The 15629-nt window shown below is 41.9% G+C and carries 21 protein-coding genes; 13 read left to right on the plus strand and 8 right to left on the minus strand.

What is annotated here, in order from left to right:
- The first annotated feature begins 106 nt into the window (after window positions 1-106).
- Window positions 107-430 (plus strand): type II toxin-antitoxin system PemK/MazF family toxin, encoded by a 324-nt coding sequence (locus H6G77_RS21395; protein ID WP_190872743.1) that lies wholly within the window; start codon window positions 107-109, stop codon window positions 428-430.
- A 110-nt stretch (window positions 431-540) separates the two neighbouring features.
- Here the strand turns inward: H6G77_RS21395 and H6G77_RS21400 are convergent, their stop codons facing one another.
- A complete protein-coding gene (locus tag H6G77_RS21400) occupies window positions 541-1593 on the minus strand; it encodes a DUF1611 domain-containing protein (RefSeq protein ID WP_190872684.1) in 1053 nt (350 codons plus the stop codon).
- Complete coding sequence (locus H6G77_RS21405; RefSeq protein WP_190588725.1) at window positions 1577-2629, minus strand: dipeptide epimerase; 1053 nt, start codon at window positions 2627-2629, stop codon at window positions 1577-1579. Before H6G77_RS21405 ends, H6G77_RS21400 begins: the two co-directional genes overlap by 17 nt.
- Before the next feature lie 268 nt (window positions 2630-2897).
- On the opposite strand from H6G77_RS21405, the gene H6G77_RS21410 reads away from it, so the two are divergent.
- Entirely contained in the window at window positions 2898-3446 is a 549-nt protein-coding gene (locus tag H6G77_RS21410) for an NUDIX hydrolase (protein ID WP_190588726.1), read from the plus strand.
- Between the two features lie 277 nt (window positions 3447-3723).
- On the opposite strand, the gene H6G77_RS21415 is transcribed toward H6G77_RS21410, so the two are convergent.
- The 3 genes from H6G77_RS21415 to H6G77_RS21425 all read right to left on the minus strand — a co-directional run bounded on the left by H6G77_RS21415 (window position 3724) and on the right by H6G77_RS21425 (window position 6703).
- Window positions 3724-4524: a hypothetical protein gene (locus H6G77_RS21415; protein ID WP_190588727.1), complete on the minus strand. Its 801-nt coding sequence runs from the start codon at window positions 4522-4524 to the stop codon at window positions 3724-3726.
- A gap of 617 nt (window positions 4525-5141) precedes the next feature.
- Window positions 5142-5402, minus strand: coding sequence for a hypothetical protein (locus H6G77_RS21420; RefSeq protein WP_190872686.1), 261 nt, complete (start codon window positions 5400-5402; stop codon window positions 5142-5144).
- A gap of 50 nt (window positions 5403-5452) precedes the next feature.
- Window positions 5453-6703, minus strand: coding sequence for a sensor histidine kinase (locus H6G77_RS21425; RefSeq protein ID WP_190872687.1), 1251 nt, complete (start codon window positions 6701-6703; stop codon window positions 5453-5455).
- Window positions 6704-6986: 283 nt separating this feature from the next.
- Here H6G77_RS21425 and H6G77_RS21430 point away from each other — a divergent pair, with 283 nt between their 5' ends.
- A complete protein-coding gene (locus tag H6G77_RS21430) occupies window positions 6987-7292 on the plus strand; it encodes a BrnT family toxin (RefSeq protein ID WP_190872688.1) in 306 nt (101 codons plus the stop codon).
- Entirely contained in the window at window positions 7267-7518 is a 252-nt protein-coding gene (locus tag H6G77_RS21435) for a CopG family antitoxin (RefSeq protein ID WP_190872689.1), read from the plus strand. The genes H6G77_RS21430 and H6G77_RS21435 overlap by 26 nt, the downstream gene beginning before the upstream one ends.
- 101 nt (window positions 7519-7619) lie before the next feature.
- Here H6G77_RS21435 and H6G77_RS21440 read toward each other — a convergent pair whose 3' ends face one another.
- Both H6G77_RS21440 and H6G77_RS21445 read right to left on the minus strand, forming a co-directional pair.
- Window positions 7620-7994 carry a hypothetical protein gene (locus H6G77_RS21440; protein WP_190872690.1) on the minus strand — a complete coding sequence of 125 codons (375 nt, stop codon included), beginning with the start codon at window positions 7992-7994 and terminating at the stop codon, window positions 7620-7622.
- 6 nt (window positions 7995-8000) lie between these two features.
- Window positions 8001-8495 carry a hypothetical protein gene (locus tag H6G77_RS21445; protein WP_190872691.1) on the minus strand — a complete coding sequence of 165 codons (495 nt, stop codon included), beginning with the start codon at window positions 8493-8495 and terminating at the stop codon, window positions 8001-8003.
- A gap of 558 nt (window positions 8496-9053) precedes the next feature.
- On the opposite strand from H6G77_RS21445, the gene H6G77_RS21450 reads away from it, so the two are divergent.
- A complete protein-coding gene (locus tag H6G77_RS21450) occupies window positions 9054-9377 on the plus strand; it encodes a type II toxin-antitoxin system HigA family antitoxin (protein WP_190872692.1) in 324 nt (107 codons plus the stop codon).
- 63 nt (window positions 9378-9440) lie between these two features.
- Here H6G77_RS21450 and H6G77_RS21455 read toward each other — a convergent pair whose 3' ends face one another.
- Window positions 9441-9929: an NAD(P)H-quinone oxidoreductase subunit N gene (locus H6G77_RS21455; protein WP_190588733.1), complete on the minus strand. Its 489-nt coding sequence runs from the start codon at window positions 9927-9929 to the stop codon at window positions 9441-9443.
- Between the two features lie 1054 nt (window positions 9930-10983).
- Between H6G77_RS21455 and rplC the strand changes: the two genes are divergently transcribed.
- The 8 genes from rplC to rplP all read left to right on the plus strand — a co-directional run bounded on the left by rplC (window position 10984) and on the right by rplP (window position 15626).
- Entirely contained in the window at window positions 10984-11619 is a 636-nt protein-coding gene (gene rplC, locus H6G77_RS21460) for a 50S ribosomal protein L3 (RefSeq protein WP_190588734.1), read from the plus strand.
- 91 nt (window positions 11620-11710) lie between these two features.
- Window positions 11711-12343 (plus strand): 50S ribosomal protein L4, encoded by a 633-nt coding sequence (gene rplD / locus H6G77_RS21465; RefSeq protein WP_190872744.1) that lies wholly within the window; start codon window positions 11711-11713, stop codon window positions 12341-12343.
- Complete coding sequence (locus tag H6G77_RS21470; protein ID WP_190872693.1) at window positions 12336-12650, plus strand: 50S ribosomal protein L23; 315 nt, start codon at window positions 12336-12338, stop codon at window positions 12648-12650. The genes rplD and H6G77_RS21470 overlap by 8 nt, the downstream gene beginning before the upstream one ends.
- Before the next feature lie 6 nt (window positions 12651-12656).
- On the plus strand, window positions 12657-13520 hold the full coding sequence (gene rplB / locus H6G77_RS21475; protein WP_190872694.1) for a 50S ribosomal protein L2: 864 nt from the start codon (window positions 12657-12659) through the stop codon (window positions 13518-13520).
- A 97-nt stretch (window positions 13521-13617) separates the two neighbouring features.
- A complete protein-coding gene (rpsS, locus tag H6G77_RS21480; protein ID WP_190588737.1) occupies window positions 13618-13896 on the plus strand; it encodes a 30S ribosomal protein S19 in 279 nt (92 codons plus the stop codon).
- 87 nt (window positions 13897-13983) lie between these two features.
- Window positions 13984-14343, plus strand: coding sequence for a 50S ribosomal protein L22 (gene rplV / locus H6G77_RS21485; RefSeq protein ID WP_190872745.1), 360 nt, complete (start codon window positions 13984-13986; stop codon window positions 14341-14343).
- A gap of 26 nt (window positions 14344-14369) precedes the next feature.
- Window positions 14370-15125, plus strand: a complete 756-nt coding sequence (gene rpsC / locus H6G77_RS21490; RefSeq protein WP_190588738.1) for a 30S ribosomal protein S3 — start codon at window positions 14370-14372, stop codon at window positions 15123-15125.
- A 72-nt stretch (window positions 15126-15197) separates the two neighbouring features.
- Window positions 15198-15626 carry a 50S ribosomal protein L16 gene (gene rplP / locus H6G77_RS21495; protein ID WP_190588739.1) on the plus strand — a complete coding sequence of 143 codons (429 nt, stop codon included), beginning with the start codon at window positions 15198-15200 and terminating at the stop codon, window positions 15624-15626.
- Window positions 15627-15629: the final 3 nt, after the last annotated feature.

The following is a 15629-nucleotide window of genomic DNA, read 5'->3' on the forward strand; positions in this document are numbered from 1 at the left end:
TCATTCCACTCATTTGTAACGATTTTCTCGCTCCAGTGCGGATTGTGGGAATTTTCTTTTTAATCATTCATACACCGAACTTGTGTAACGAAACAATAAGTCGCACATCGCGTTAAGTTTACCAGATTCAGATAAACGAGAAGAACAAGGTAATCGCCCAGCGATCGCTGTTCAAACAGACATTGCGGTTTCGCCCATGTTAATGATTGTCCCAGTTACTTCTTCCTTGGGGGCATCAAGGTTTCCATTTACTGTAAGGATTGAGCCATCAGTGCTGAATGGTTTGACATTGCTTTCGGTAGCAATGGTTTTTCAGATGCGAGCGATCGATCCTAAGCGAATTATTCGTAAAATTGGTGAGTTGGAGCCTGAGTATTTGGTGCAGATTGATGGGGAAATTTGGCGAATGTTGAAGCCCCCGGAGGTTTAAAAAAGTCTGAAGTGTGAAATTTCAGACTTCGGTAGCAGAATTTCGTAGGTTGGGTGCGGTGCGATCGCCAATTTTGTAGGATGCGTGAATAAAATGTCACGCACCTTACTTCACACGTCACTTCGCATGACTGCATCTAACAACAACCCAGCCCCAAACCGCACCGGATCAGTGCAAGCTAAACCGGTTTCGGCGGTAGTTTGGGCGATCGCTTCTTGGGCTGCAAACTCATTTAAATGTGCAGTATTCAACGCTATACCCACCACAGGCACTTTCCCAAAAGCACCACCCGCACTCGCTACAGATTCATACATTTGAATCACTTTCATTAACGGCGGAATCGGGACATGGGGATTATTCCGGTTATGAGTTTGTCCTGCCCGATGTACTAATACTAGTTGTGTAGGTTGGGAACCGCGAATCAAAGGCAAGGTAGCAGTAGAACCAGGATGTAACAGCGAACCTTGTCCTTCAATGTGCAGAATGTCATAGTTTTTGCCATAGCGCATCACTATTTGTTCCACAGCACCAGCCGCAAAATCTACACGGACAGCATCTAAAGCGATACCATCACCTTCTAACATCAAACCAGTTTGACCTGTAGCGATAAACTTAGAACGCCAACCCCGTAACTTTGCCGCCCAGTGTAATTCTAAACTAGTAGACATTTTCCCAATCGCCATATCTGTTCCCACCGTCAACACCCGGCGACAAGGAAGCGTCCGCGCCATCCCACTCGCCACTTCTATATTTGGTGGTTCTTTGCGGACATCCCAAATTAACTGTCCTGGTTTGAGAATGGCATTTAACTCTGCCATCGTCGCCAATGGTGTGTGTAACCCATTCACCAAAGACATCCCAGCCGCTAGGGCATTTTTAATTTCTATCCAATAATCATCAGGTACAGCACCACCTTTGGGCGCAATTCCAATTACCAATACTTCGGGTTTATATGCTAAAGCTGCGGTGACAGATTCTACAATCGGCACATCACGCTTGATACCTGTTAATTCTGGCAAAGACTTACCAGCACTTACCTTATCAATTACTGCGACAATCGGGGCTTCACTGTAGCGTAAAATTGCCAACCCGGTTTTGCCCTGTGTTCCTGTAGTTCCTTCATGCAGCAGAATAGCGATTCGTTGATTAAGCGGCAAACGCACTGTATTGTACCCCCAAGCCTGGTAAATCGTTTGGTAAAACTTTTCCTTCTACTACTAATGCACCCATAAATGGGTCATCAACTAAGTTGAGGTGACTATCTAAATCTAAATAATCAGCGAGTGGTGCTAATTGTGCTGCGGCTGTGTTAGCGAGTGAACTGTCAGAATAGCAGCCAAACATCACTTGTAAATTGTAAGCCCGCGCTGTGTGTACCATTCGCAATGCTTCGGTTAAGCCCCCTGACTTCATCAGTTTGATATTAATTCCATCCACGTAGTTTGCCAAATGGGGAATATCAACGCTAGTAAAGCAACTTTCATCAACAAAAATCGGTAGGGGTGACTCTTGTTTGAGTTTGGCTAAACTTTCTTCCTGACCCCTTGCTAGTGGCTGTTCTACATACTTTACACCTAAATCAGCCAGCCAATGACACATCTTAATTGCATCTGGCAAACTCCAACCACCATTTGCATCCACAAAAAATTCTAGATTTGGTGCTTCTTGTTGGACTGCTAATAGCATTTGCTGATCTGCCTCAATACCATCGGGGCTACCTAATTTCACCTTGAACAGCCGCACATCCAGATAATTTAACCAGTCCCGCGCCCTCGCCCTAGCGCCCTCTGGTGAATTTATGCCAATAGTTACCGAAGTCGGGACAATGAGATTGCGATCGCATCCCCAAATCTGCCACAGCGGTAAACCAACAAACTTACCCAACCAATCGTGCATTGCCATATCTACAGCCGCCCGCGCCGATGAAGGAATTTGCTGTTGAATTAACAACTGCTCAACTTGCTGTCTCTGCAATGGGCTGAAAGTTGTTAATAATGGTATAACTTGAGCGATCGCATCTTTGATTTGCTCGGTTTTTTGAGCATGATTCCCCACCCCAAACGGTGATGCTTCACCCCAGCCCTCAACGCCATCTTGCGAAATTTTTACCCAGACATTTGTTGTCTGTGCAGTTGTCCCCCGACTAATAGTTAAGGGAAATCGTTTATTGACAGTAAATACCTTGACTTCTACTTGCATAAGTCTGCTCTATAGCAATCCTAAACGATATACAAACATCTCTCTGACCTGAAAGTGCTGAGTGCTGAGTAAAAATGCTAGTCCCACTTTCATACTTGGCTATGAAGTTTGTTTCATCGGGACTACCTTGTCTACCTTGTCTACCTTGTCTCTTTTCTTCATTCTCAAATAAGACTGCTCTATGATGGCTAGGGCAGAAAATAGTTTAAGTGATTTTAGCCGATTTTCTACATCTGTTATACTTTTTTACATTTATTAATTAGCATCTATGAGCAATCTCAAGAAATGGAAAATCTTGCAATCAGAAATGGTATTAAACCATCCTTGGTGCAAAGTCAGGCAAGATAAAATCGAATTACCTAACGGCAAGGTGATTGATGATTATTTTGTCAGTATTAAACCAGAAATTGCCATTATTTTGCCAATTACCAGTAATCAAGAAATTGTTTTCGTCCGCCAATACCGACACGCAGTCGCCGATTTTTTTATCGAATTACCAGCCGGACATTTTGACCCCACCCAAGAAAGTGCGGAAATCGCCGCCATCCGAGAATTACAAGAAGAAACTGGTTATCTAGCTCAACAAGTTAAAAAAGTCACTGTTTTTTATGATAAACCCAGCAAAGATACTAACCGCATACATTTATTTTTAGCTGAGAATGTTATAAAAGTTGGGGAACAGAATTTAGATATTACAGAAGAAATTGAAGTAATTTTAATTCCTGTAGCGGAAGTGTTAGATAAAATCTATCAAGGTGAAATTTCAGTGTCAGGAACTATTGCGGCTTTATTTTTAGGTTTAAACTTGATGAAATAGCTTAATAACCATCAATAAAAAAGGCGGCCGCATCTGTAATTCAGAATAGCGATCGCCAAAAAATTAATCCAGTAAATCAAACAGTTTGAGAATTGATAAATATTTTTCCCTAAATTAAATATTTCTCCTTTACTAATAAAATCTGCAATAAAGTACAAGAATCCAGAATCCCGAAGTCAAAATTGCTCAGAGTTTGATGAATAATATGATGAGAATATTCAAATTTATATCTAGCAGACCCTTGATTTATTCATGATTCTGAATTCTGTCCAGGAAATTAATTAGCCACCTGTTTTTTAGACTTCATTCTTAAACCCAATGCAAGTGTAGCTGCAATGCCAACAACTGCGCTTGGTTCAGGAACAGAAGTTGTCTCATTTACATATTTGGCGCTGGCTACTGTATTGACAGATTCTGTATTAGTGATATCAACTAACATTTTTTCAGTGTTGTCACTATAGAAAATATCGTTAACCGCCAGGAATAAAAACTTCGCGTTGGTGGGAATCTTAATTGTCATCTCGCCTAAGATTCCGAATACACCATCAAACAATGTTTTTTGACCGCAAGTTCTATTAACATCACTTAAAGTTGCTCCATTACACATATAAGCACCTTTTGAGCCGTCGTAAGTAGAACCTGCTTGATTAGTGGTGTCAAATAAAGTGTTAGAAGTCCAGTTTGCGTCTGTATAGGCATACTTACTGGCATCTTCAGCATCAAGGCTAATAGCATCAGCTACACGTTGTTGAAAAGAAGAATCAAGCAATGTATCCGAAGCACTGAAGACCCCAATCATATCGTTTCTTTGTCCAGGGTTCCAAACACTCCAGTTAAATGCACCAGAAGTACTTAAACGAATTGTGCTTCCAGCTTCAAGACCTAAATCAGCTAAAGAGATGGCTTTAGTATTACCTGCAATTGTCTGAACATTATTGTAATAAGTTGTATCAGACTGGGTTTTCAAAAAAGTGTAGGTAGAGTCGATTTCAAAAGAAGCTGCTTGGGCTTTAGCATTAACTAAAGTACCCAATCCAACCAAGCTAGAAACCATTAAAATACGCCAGATTCTGTTCATGTTCTTATACTTATTGCCGACTTCTCTAGCATAAGTAATAAGTTCCATAGAATGTATAAATTATTTTGTGTATTAAGCAAATTTAGAATAAACTTTATCCTCCTATTTTGGGCTGTTTTCTCAGTATATTTCTTTGTCTAACAATCTCAAATAAATAACATTTTTAATACTGTAACCCCAGTACTTATACGACTGGATACTTGCAATTTATCGAAACTTATTATGTTCTCTATCTCGAATCTATCCACCGTAAATTGGCTATCAATCAAGAGAAATAACGGTTTTGCCATAGAATAGCCAGTTAAAAGGCTGATATTCAACAAAGCACGATCGCCATTGAATCATAAAAATTGAGCGATCGCACCCATAACACCAACTAGCGATCGCCCAAATATGAATCTAAAACCAATCTGAACTGATAAAAGGTAGATAAGATCACTGTCATCTCATCCTATAACCGTTCACCTGCTATCTAAACAAGCTGTTATTTGCAATTTAAAACAATTTGAGCCTCAATTCTGACTTATAGCAGGGGACAGGTAATAGGTTACAGGTGACAGGGGTAAAAGCTTTGTGGTGTCTAAGTCTGATTATTTATCGATTCCGAAGCAACTTGGCTACTGCTCTATATCAATTTCTGGACAAAATTCGTCAATTTGCAAAATTCGGATCATTTCGCGCCCAGGATGTTTAAATAACACATAAAATTCACTATTGGGCATTCTCAAGTTTTCAGGAATTAGCTGCGTTGGGATTGCTTCTGTTCGCACTAACCCATGTCCAGGAAAGAGAATAATGGTAATTTCGCCAGGAAGTAGACATCCTAAAACTCTGGCGAAGACACGCGCATAAAATGATGGATGGTCTTCATATCGCATATCAATTTCCAAAGCCAACAAAACTTTGTATTTTTACCACAAGCATAACTTTAAACAAGCGCATAGGCGTTTTGTTTCAACGGAATTTGAATCACAAACGCTGTTCCTTGACCAAAGGTGGAAAGACAGGTCAATTTGCCATGATGTCTTTCGACAATTATCTGATGACTAATTGACATACTAATTCCTGTACCCTTACCTACGGGTTTTGTTGTGAAAAATGGGTCAAAAATTCTTGGCTGAAGCTGTTCAGGAATCCCCACTCCATTATCTTCGATCGTGATTTCTACCCATTTGTCTGCCGTCAAAGAAGTTTTGACTGTAATTTGAGGTGGATTATCTTGAATTTCTGAATGAGATTTTTGCGTAATTTTCTCTTCTAGGGTATCTATCGCATTTGTGAGAATGTTCAGCATCACTTGATTGAGTGAACTCGGATAACACTCTACTTCCGACAAATTAGCATAATCTTTGATCACCTTAATTTCTGGACGCTCTGGTTTTGCTTGCAGGCGGTGATGCAAAATCATCAGAGTACTATCAATACCTTCGTGAATATTCACCACTTTCAGTTCCGCTTCATCCAAGCGCGAGAAATTTCGTAATGATATGACAATTTGCCGGATGCGATCGCTTCCTGCTTTCATTGAATTTAAAATTTTTGGTAAATCTTCTTGCAAAAAGTCTAAATCAACTTCTTCAATTAGCCTGTGAAGGGGCAAGGGTAAAACCGGAAAATGCGCTTGGTAAGCATTGACAATGCTCAATAAATAATCAGCATATTCTTCAACATAAGTCAAGTTACCGTGAATAAAGTTAATCGGATTATTAATTTCATGTGCAACCCCAGCTACTAATTGTCCTAAACTTGACATCTTTTCTTGTTGGACTAACTGCATTTGCATCTGCTTGAGTTCTGTCATCGCGGTTTCCAAGAGTTGATTCTTGTTTTCTAGTTCGATTTTTGAAGCGAATATCTGACTGAAACAAGCAAGTAAATCAAAACTTTTATAGAAACTGAGAAAGCGTAATGCGATCGCAACTGTCAACAAATCCGCTATTGCTTGCCAAAAATGGGAATTAACCAAACCCAGCATTCCCACTACATGCAAGCCGTGACCAAAAGCGCAGCTTAAAAAAATCCCAGCCACTGTAACTACCAGTGGGTCAACACCTGCTTGTCGATTACGCCAAACCCCATAACCAATAACACTACCAATAATGAAATAACAACAAGAGATGACTAAATTTTCCCCCGCTATTAACCAACCGATTTGATCGGCATCCAATACATGATTCATAAATCTACTAGTACCCTAAAGCCCTCAGATCCTTAAAGTACCCATTTGCTCACTCATAATTGATATAAATGTTTACAATAGACATTTTTTTATTTATGTGAAGTTAAATAGTTGCTAAAAAGTAGCTTTTAGCTTGATATTAGTTATCTAGAGAGAAAATGCTTCTAAATATATTGAAGTGGAGAGCGATATAGTGGGCGATCGCCTCAATGCTTAAAAAGCAAATTTTTGAAATGTTTGAGATATTGCTACATTTGTATATACAAATGTAGATTTCAGAGTTATGCTTGAAAGTGTAAATGGCTTTGATTGGGATGAAGGGAACTCTGCCAAATGCTGGAATCGTGTTTCTAAAGAAGAAATTGAGTACCTATTTCAACAATCGGGTGTTCTGATTGCACCAGATATAAAACATTCTCAGGATGAAGATAGGTATTTAGCCATAGGGATTTCAAGCCAACAAAAGTACATTTTTGTGGCTTTTACGCTCCGAAATAAACAGGATGAAATACTCATTAGACCGATCAGTGCCAGATATATGAGAGACACAGAGGTACAGAAATATGGACAAAACTTTCCCCAGACTTAAAACTGATGAAGAAATAGAGACACTCTTGGAAGAGGATTTGTCAGATTATCTGACTCCTGATAATTTCAAGCCAGTAACTTTTGAATTTAAGCCTAAAGATAAAAGTGTCAATATACGGATGTCTGAGGAGATGCTAGAAAAAGTTAAATCTGTTTCTAAGAAAGAAGGTATTCCTTATCAGCGTTACATTAGACGTGCGATAGAACGGTCTTTAGCTGCTGAATAGTAATTTGGCATAAAAAATGAGAGAAGCGAGCATTAAAGCGCGATCGCAGTGTTTTTCAACACGATCGCAACTTCTCCAAAAGATAAGCGATCGCAGCAGGTTTACGGTATAGGTGCAATATTAGGGTGCTTTCCAGCGTAATAAACAATAACCTTCAATTGCTGCTCATCAGGAATGTAAAATACTCTGTCTCCTTTTGTGACTTCATATTCCCATACTCCTTTGTAAGTTTTACCCTTCAAAGGAAAAACACGTCCTGGCTGTCTGCTTGTTGGTGTAGAACATAAATCCTCATAACAGCGCAGAGAGTTTTCTGGATAACGTTGCATTAAAGCTTCCCAGTCCCGATTAACTCGGCGATTTTTAGCTACTACCAACCAAGTGCTTTCTCTCTCAGATAATGCAGGGGCAGTCAGTTTCACTTCAGGCGGCTCTACATTTTCTACTATGGGGTTTTCTTCGTGGTTATCTGACATATACCCTTACTCAGCACTATGAGCAGATGGTTTGGTTAATGGTATTTCATCAGTTTCAGCACTAAAAGCTGCTGCTAGTTCAGGACTAAATATAGCAATAGCACTTTCATGCCATTCATGGATGAGCGCCTCAATCATCTCCCATGCTGTAGTTGAAGAATCTATCAACCGAAAAGCTTCACTTAGCTCCTTGATAAACTCTTGCAAATCATCCGCATCAAACACACTCAACCATCCATAAGGATGTTCAAAGCCGATTTCTTTCCCTAGTAATAAAGAAAAAGCAACAGTTAATGCTTCAAAGACAGCTTGACTTTGAGTAGCTACCTTCACCAAAGAAGTTACTTCCTCTCGACGCAACAAAGCAAAAGCATGATCATTGCGAGTAATTGTCACCGGACGTTCTAAAGCTTTGTCTAGAACTCGCCCAGGCTGACGATTTAACTCAGTGGCAGTAATTAGCTCATCCGAGTAAATATTGCCAAAATTGCCTAAAACCATAGGTTATACCTTGTCAGCCAAGTTAATTTAATGAAAGTAGTGATTACGTATAATTGTACGTACTATTTTTAAAGGTTCAATAGGAATTAAAGCTCCTACGCACCGCTATTTTGCATCAGCCCCAACCGAGCCATGCTGCTGGTCGGTCGATGCTTTGTAGAAAATTTTGCACAAATTTCCACCAATGTAAGCACAATTCCGAAGTTTTTTGCGCTGGTTTTCGTGTTGTTATCAGGAATTTTGCTTGCGCTAGTTTTTTGGGTAGAGAAAAGGTAGACAGGTTATTTTTCCTGGACAATACATCAAATAAAAAGGCACTTAATAATGCTTATCAAATTCCTCAAACTAGCGATTGTTGGATCTTTAAGCGCAACTTCAATCCACCTTGCGCTCACATATTCTTCATTTCACCACGAGTTTTCGGAGTTTAGTGTCGCAGCTGTGGTTGCGCTTTTGCAAAATGACGAAGACAAGGATGAGGAGGATAAATAGTTAGCAACCAGTTTGCAGCAAAGAACTGCTGCAAACCTCACATTCGGTGCATTTAGGGAGAATGTCGTGATAATAATATTTTTGGCAGTGGTTGAAGAATTACTGGCTCGTCCTGACTTGAGTCCAGAAGAAGATACCTTATTAGAACTATTAGTCAAACTCATCGAAGATTTTGAAGAAAAGTACTATCAACTTAATGCTTCAACTTCTTGTTCCAGACTGTTGCATTTGATGGATGCTCGAAATTTACAGCCATCTGATTTGGTGGAAGTACTGGGTTCAAGTGAGATAGTGACTAAGTTACTTGATGGAGAGCAAGAAATCACAGAAGAACAGGCCAAGGTTTTAGGACAGTTTTTTCACGTCGAGCCGGAGTTATTTTGCTCATGAAAAACAAAGGCGATCGCACCTGTAAAATCAGAAATGCGATCGCCTTTGTTGTAATCGAAAAAATTACACAGCCTGAGAACTAACCGCGAAGGTAGCTGTCAAAGGCTTCCATTTGAAAGCACGACTACCGCCTCTTTCCACCACTACTTTGACTTTGGGTTCCAGTTTCGGCAATTCTGCTAAAAACTCAATTTCTTGATCAGACAGAATATGCCCTTCAATGATCCACAGCACCAAACCCTTAGATTTTGGTGGTAACTGTTCTAACTGATAGTTAACAATTGGGGGTAAATAGTAGACACTACCCACAGCCGCACCACTACCAGTACTTTTCTTACCCAAGTGAGGCGGTCTCACACCGTGAACTCCAGTAAGATAGGCCGCTACATCGCCCAATCCCCTAGCAGTTATATTTAAAGTCACATAGCCAGCAGCACGCAGTCGGCGGCGATATCGACCTTCAAAACCTCCCTCTAAAGGGACGTACGTACCGAGAGCGCCAAATTTCTCCAAATCTCGGATTAAACCATTGCCAGTGGTAATCAGTGCCATAGATTTTCGTTTATCCTATCCCACTTACATATCTCTATTATTTACTGTTAAGTAAAATATTTAAGGTGTCTTCAGATAGCAACTAGTCCAAAACTTGCCAAAGTATTGCCCAACAAAGCAAATCACTTCTAAAAGCTTATTTTATTCACCTAATAATATAGATATATGCAACTTACTCAGGACTTACACACCAAGATTTTCTGTGGAGACTGGGTAAAAGGGCATAGGGCTGCGCCGTGAGCGTCAACCGAACAGTGTCAGGGTTTTAAATCAGGTCAGGTCACTGAGCGCAGTCGAAGTGACCTTATTCAAAACCATTGAGTGAGTCCTGACAAAATACTCGACAAACATCACACCCCTCATCTATAATGTGAGATTGTGACCAAACGGCAAAATAAAGCCTTCCCTGGTGAGTCGTATGAGCGTAACATCTAACCTCTGATTAAACAGAATCAAGTTATTAAGTTAAGCCAAGCTACCAAGAGACTGCTAAACTAAAAAAGCCTTGATGTTCACCAAATATAATTATGGCGAAGTAATCAAAGCCATAAGCCGGATACAATTTGGATTCTTTCCTGTAACCCGGATAAACCAGGCAAAACCTTGAACAGTAGTTTAAGGTAATCCTGAACGTAGAAACTGAGTTGTAATACTAGTGCTGTAGTAGTACAAAAGCCTTAGTTATAGGGATACTGAGTGGTAATTAACTACTTAAGTCCTTCTACCACAAGGAGGCCACCAAAAAAGCAGCCTCCAAAAAGTGCCTAAGCAACTGCTTGGACGAGAGCATTGCTGCACGAAAAGCAAAGCTTTAGAGCATTGCCTTAAAAACAGAGATTTGTGATCCGTTTGGAAGCAACTCATGGCTGTTCTAGTAAGCAACTGAATTCAGGTAAACGGATTCAACCAAAATTTAGGGAACGGTTTTTGTTTTCTGGATAAGAGAAAGCAACATTAGTTGCTGGAAATTACTGAGGATCGTCCTCCCTCAGTCAGAAAACCACCGAACATCCCGATGAATCTGCTCAGTAAGTAAAAAGGAGAACCAGTTACTGTGTCTGTAGGTATTCTCGGCACCAAGCTGGGCATGACCCAAATATTTGACGAGGCAGGAGTAGCAATTCCTGTCACTGTTGTTCAAGCAGGGCCATGCACTGTTACACAAGTCAAAACAAAGCAAACTGACGGTTATACCGCCATTCAACTTGGTTATGGCGAAGTTAAACCAAAAGCTCTCAATAAACCCGTATTGGGTCACTTAGCCAAATCATCAGCGCCAGCTTTACGTCACCTGAGTGAGTTTCGCATAGATAATTCCAGCGAATATACATTAGGTCAAGAAATCAAAGCAGATATTTTTACTGCTGGTCAAATCGTAGATGTAATTGGTACAAGTATCGGTCGCGGTTTTGCAGGCAACCAAAAGCGGAATAACTTTGGTCGCGGGCCAATGTCTCACGGTTCTAAAAACCACAGAGCGCCCGGTTCCATTGGTGCTGGTACAACACCCGGTCGTGTGTATCCAGGAAAAAGAATGGCAGGGCGCTTGGGCGGTACCCGCGTCACCATTAGTAAATTGACAGTTGTGCGTGTAGACGCAGAACGCAACTTATTACTCATTAAAGGTGCAATTCCTGGTAAACCAGGTTCCTTAGTGAGTGTTGTACCCGCAAAGAAAGTTGGTAAATAGTCAATCGTCAATGGTCATTAGTCATTGGTTATTAGCTAAAGACAAATGACAAAGGACTAATGACAAAAGACAAATGACAAAGGACAAAAAAATGGTTGAGACTGTAGTTAAAAACTGGCAAGGAGAGGAAGTCGGACAAAAGACGTTCGACTTGCGAGTTGCCAAAGAAGAAACAGCGGCCCATATTGTACATCGTGCCTTGGTTAGACAAACAACCAATGCTCGTCAAGGAACCGCTAGTACAAAAACTCGCGCAGAAGTTAGAGGTGGTGGCCGCAAACCTTGGCGGCAAAAAGGCACAGGTCGCGCTCGTGCTGGTTCGATTCGTTCACCCTTATGGCGTGGTGGTGGTGTGATTTTTGGGCCTAAACCCAGAGATTACGACCTGAAAATGAACCGGAAAGAACGGCGGTTGGCATTACGCACAGCCTTCGTGAGCCGTGCTGATGATTTGATTGTGGTCGAAGAATTTAGCAACGAACTTTCTCGTCCGAAAACTAAAGATTTATTGGCAGCTTTAGTGCGTTGGGGAGTAAGCCCAGAACAAAAGACACTGTTAATTTTGTCTGAGATTGCCGAAACCGTTTATCTGTCAGGACGCAACGTCGAGAACTTAAAAATTATTGCCGCAGATCAGTTGAATGTTTATGATTTGCTGCACGCTGACAAGCTTGTGGTTACAGCACCAGCATTAGAAAAAATTCAGGAGGTCTACAATGGCTAAGATTGCGCCCCGTGATCTGCCTGACTTGGTGCGTCGCCCGATTGTCACCGAAAAAGCAACGATTCTGATGGAACAGAATCAATACACTTTTGAAGTAGTTCTGAAAGCTACCAAGCCAGATATTAAAGCAGCGATCGAAGACTTGTTTCAAGTCAAAGTAGTCAAAATCAACACTGCTACACAGCCACGGAAAAAACGTCGCGTGGGCAAATTTATTGGCTACAAGCCCCAATATAAGAAAGCTATTGTCACCGTCTCACCTGGGGACGCACAAAAGATTAGACAGATTCTATTCCCAGAGGTCTAACAAAAAATGGGTACTCGTTCTTATCGCCCTTATACCCCCAGTACTCGTCAAGTTACAATCTCCGACTTTTCGGAAATTACCAAAAAAGATCCAGAAAAGTCTTTGACGGTGTACATCCATCGCGCCAAAGGTCGCAACAATCAAGGGCGGATAACCAGCCGTCGCCGCGGTGGCGGCCATAAAAGACTTTATCGAATTATTGATTTTAAAAGAGATAAGCGTAACATTCCCGCTACAGTGTTAGCGATCGAGTACGATCCCAACCGCAACGCTCGTATTGCCCTACTGCAATATCAGGATGGGGAAAAACGCTATATCCTGCAACCGAATGGCTTGACTGTAGGTAAAACCTTAATGGCTGGCCCTGAGTCTCCAATTGAAGATGGTAATGCTTTACCACTGGCAAACATTCCTTTAGGTACAAACGTACATAACGTAGAACTGACTGCGGGTAAGGGTGGTCAAATTGTTCGTGCTGCTGGTGCGACAGCGCAAGTAGTGGCGAAAGAAGGTAATTATGTCACCCTCAAGTTGCCTTCTGGGGAAGTGCGGATGGTGCGGCGTGAATGCTACGCTACCATCGGGCAAGTAGGCAACACGGACTTTAGAAACCTGAGTGCAGGTAAAGCTGGACGTAATCGCTGGAAAGGTCGCCGCCCGAAAGTTAGAGGTAGCGTCATGAACCCAGTTGATCACCCACATGGTGGTGGTGAAGGTAGAGCGCCCATTGGTCGTTCTGGCCCAGTCACACCTTGGGGTAAACCAACATTGGGAGCCAAGACACGCAAGCCCAAGAAACCTAGCAGTAGATTGATTGTACGCCGTCGTCGTAAATCTTCTAAGCGCGGTCGTGGTGGTCGTCAGTCTTAAAATTTTAGATTTGAAATTTTGGATTTTAGATTGAGAAATTATCTAAAATCCAACTAAATAAATCCAAAAGCCCAAATCCTAAAACCAAAATTTAACTATGGGTCGTTCACTAAAAAAAGGGCCTTTCGTTGCCGATCACTTACTCAGCAAAATTGAAAAGCTGAACGAGAGAAACGAAAAGCAAGTCATTAAAACTTGGTCAAGAGCCTCAACAATTCTGCCCCAGATGGTGGGACATACGATCGCTGTTCACAATGGTAGACAACACGTCCCCGTGTTTATCAGCGATCAGATGGTAGGTCATAAGTTGGGAGAATTCGCCCCAACACGCACCTACAGGGGTCATGGCAAAAGTGACAAAAAAGCGGGTAGATAGTTTGTTCTTTGTCTATTGTCATTAGTCCTTTGCAACTGACAAATGACAAATGACAGATGACGAATGACAAACGACAAGGAGAAAAACATGGCAACTAATACTACAGAAGTAAAAGCGATCGCCCGTTATATACGCATGTCTCCCTTTAAAGTGCGTCGCGTACTCGATCAAATTCGGGGGCGGTCTTACAGAGAAGCGTTAATTATTCTGGAATTTATGCCTTATCGGGCTTGTGAACCAGTACTAAAAGTAATTAGAAGCGCAGCCGCCAATGCTGAACACAATGCAGGTCTAGACCGCGCCCAACTGGTAATTACTCAAGCTTATGCCGATCAAGGCCCAGTCCTAAAACGTTTCCAACCTAGAGCGCAAGGTCGAGCTTACCAAATTCGCAAACCTACATGTCACATCACAGTAGCTGTAGCTGCTGGTGAGACTGTGGAATAATTACCAGAACTTTAGAGGAAGCATTTGTGGGACAAAAAATTCATCCAGTTGGCTTTCGCCTCGGAATTACCCAAGAACACCAATCCCGGTGGTACGCAGATCCTGAACGCTATCCAGAACTTTTACAAGAAGATTACAAACTACGTAATTACATCGAACAAAAACTGGGTAGACTCGCTCAAAACAACGCTGGTATTTCCGAAGTTAGAATTGAGCGCAAAGCAGACCAAATTGATTTAGAAGTACGCACAGCCCGCCCTGGTGTAGTTGTAGGTCGTGGTGGACAAGGTATCGAATCCTTACGTACTGGACTGCAAGATTTATTAGGCGGTACTCGCCAGATTCGGATTAACGTCGTCGAAGTTCAACGAGTTGATGCCGATGCTTACTTAATTTCGGAATACATCGCCCAACAATTAGAACGTCGGGTTTCCTTCCGTCGCGTAGTCCGCCAAGCAATTCAACGGGCGCAACGTGCTGGTATTCAAGGAATTAAAATTCAAGTCAGTGGTCGGCTCAACGGTGCGGAAATTGCCCGGACAGAATGGACGCGCGAAGGTAGAGTACCTCTACACACCTTACGGGCTGATATTGACTACGCTTACTGCACAGCCAAAACCGTTTACGGTATTTTGGGCATCAAAGTGTGGGTATTTAAAGGAGAAATTATTCCTGGACAGGAAGAAACTCAACCCCAACCCGCCACCCGCGAACGTGAGCCGCGTCGCCGTCAACAACAGCGCCGTCGTCAGCAGTTTGAAGACCGTTCCAATGAAGGCTAAATCGTTATTTGTCATTAGTCCTGAGTAATGACAAATGACAAATGACAAATGACAAACGACAGATGAAAAATCATGTTAAGTCCTAGAAGAACTAAATTCCGCAAACAACAGCGCGGGCGAATGGCGGGTCTAGCCCACCGGGGTAGCACCCTCAACTTTGGCGATTTTGCCCTCCAAGCCCAAGAACCAGCTTGGATTACCTCTCGACAAATCGAAGCTTCCCGTCGGGCGATGACACGTTATATCCGCCGGGGTGGTAAAATCTGGATTCGGATATTCCCAGATAAGCCTGTAACCATGCGTCCAGCAGAAACACGGATGGGTTCTGGTAAAGGTAATCCAGAGTTTTGGGTAGCAGTAGTGAAGCCAGGGCGGATTTTATTTGAAATCGCTGGGGTTTCTGAAGAAATCGCCCGTGAAGCTATGCGCCTAGCTGCATACAAACTGCCAATTAAAACTAAATTTATTGTGCGCCCTCAAATAGAAGAGGAGCAGGAGTAGGTT

Source organism: Aulosira sp. FACHB-615 (assembly GCF_014698045.1).
Taxonomy (GTDB): Bacteria; Cyanobacteriota; Cyanobacteriia; order Cyanobacteriales; family Nostocaceae; genus Nostoc_B.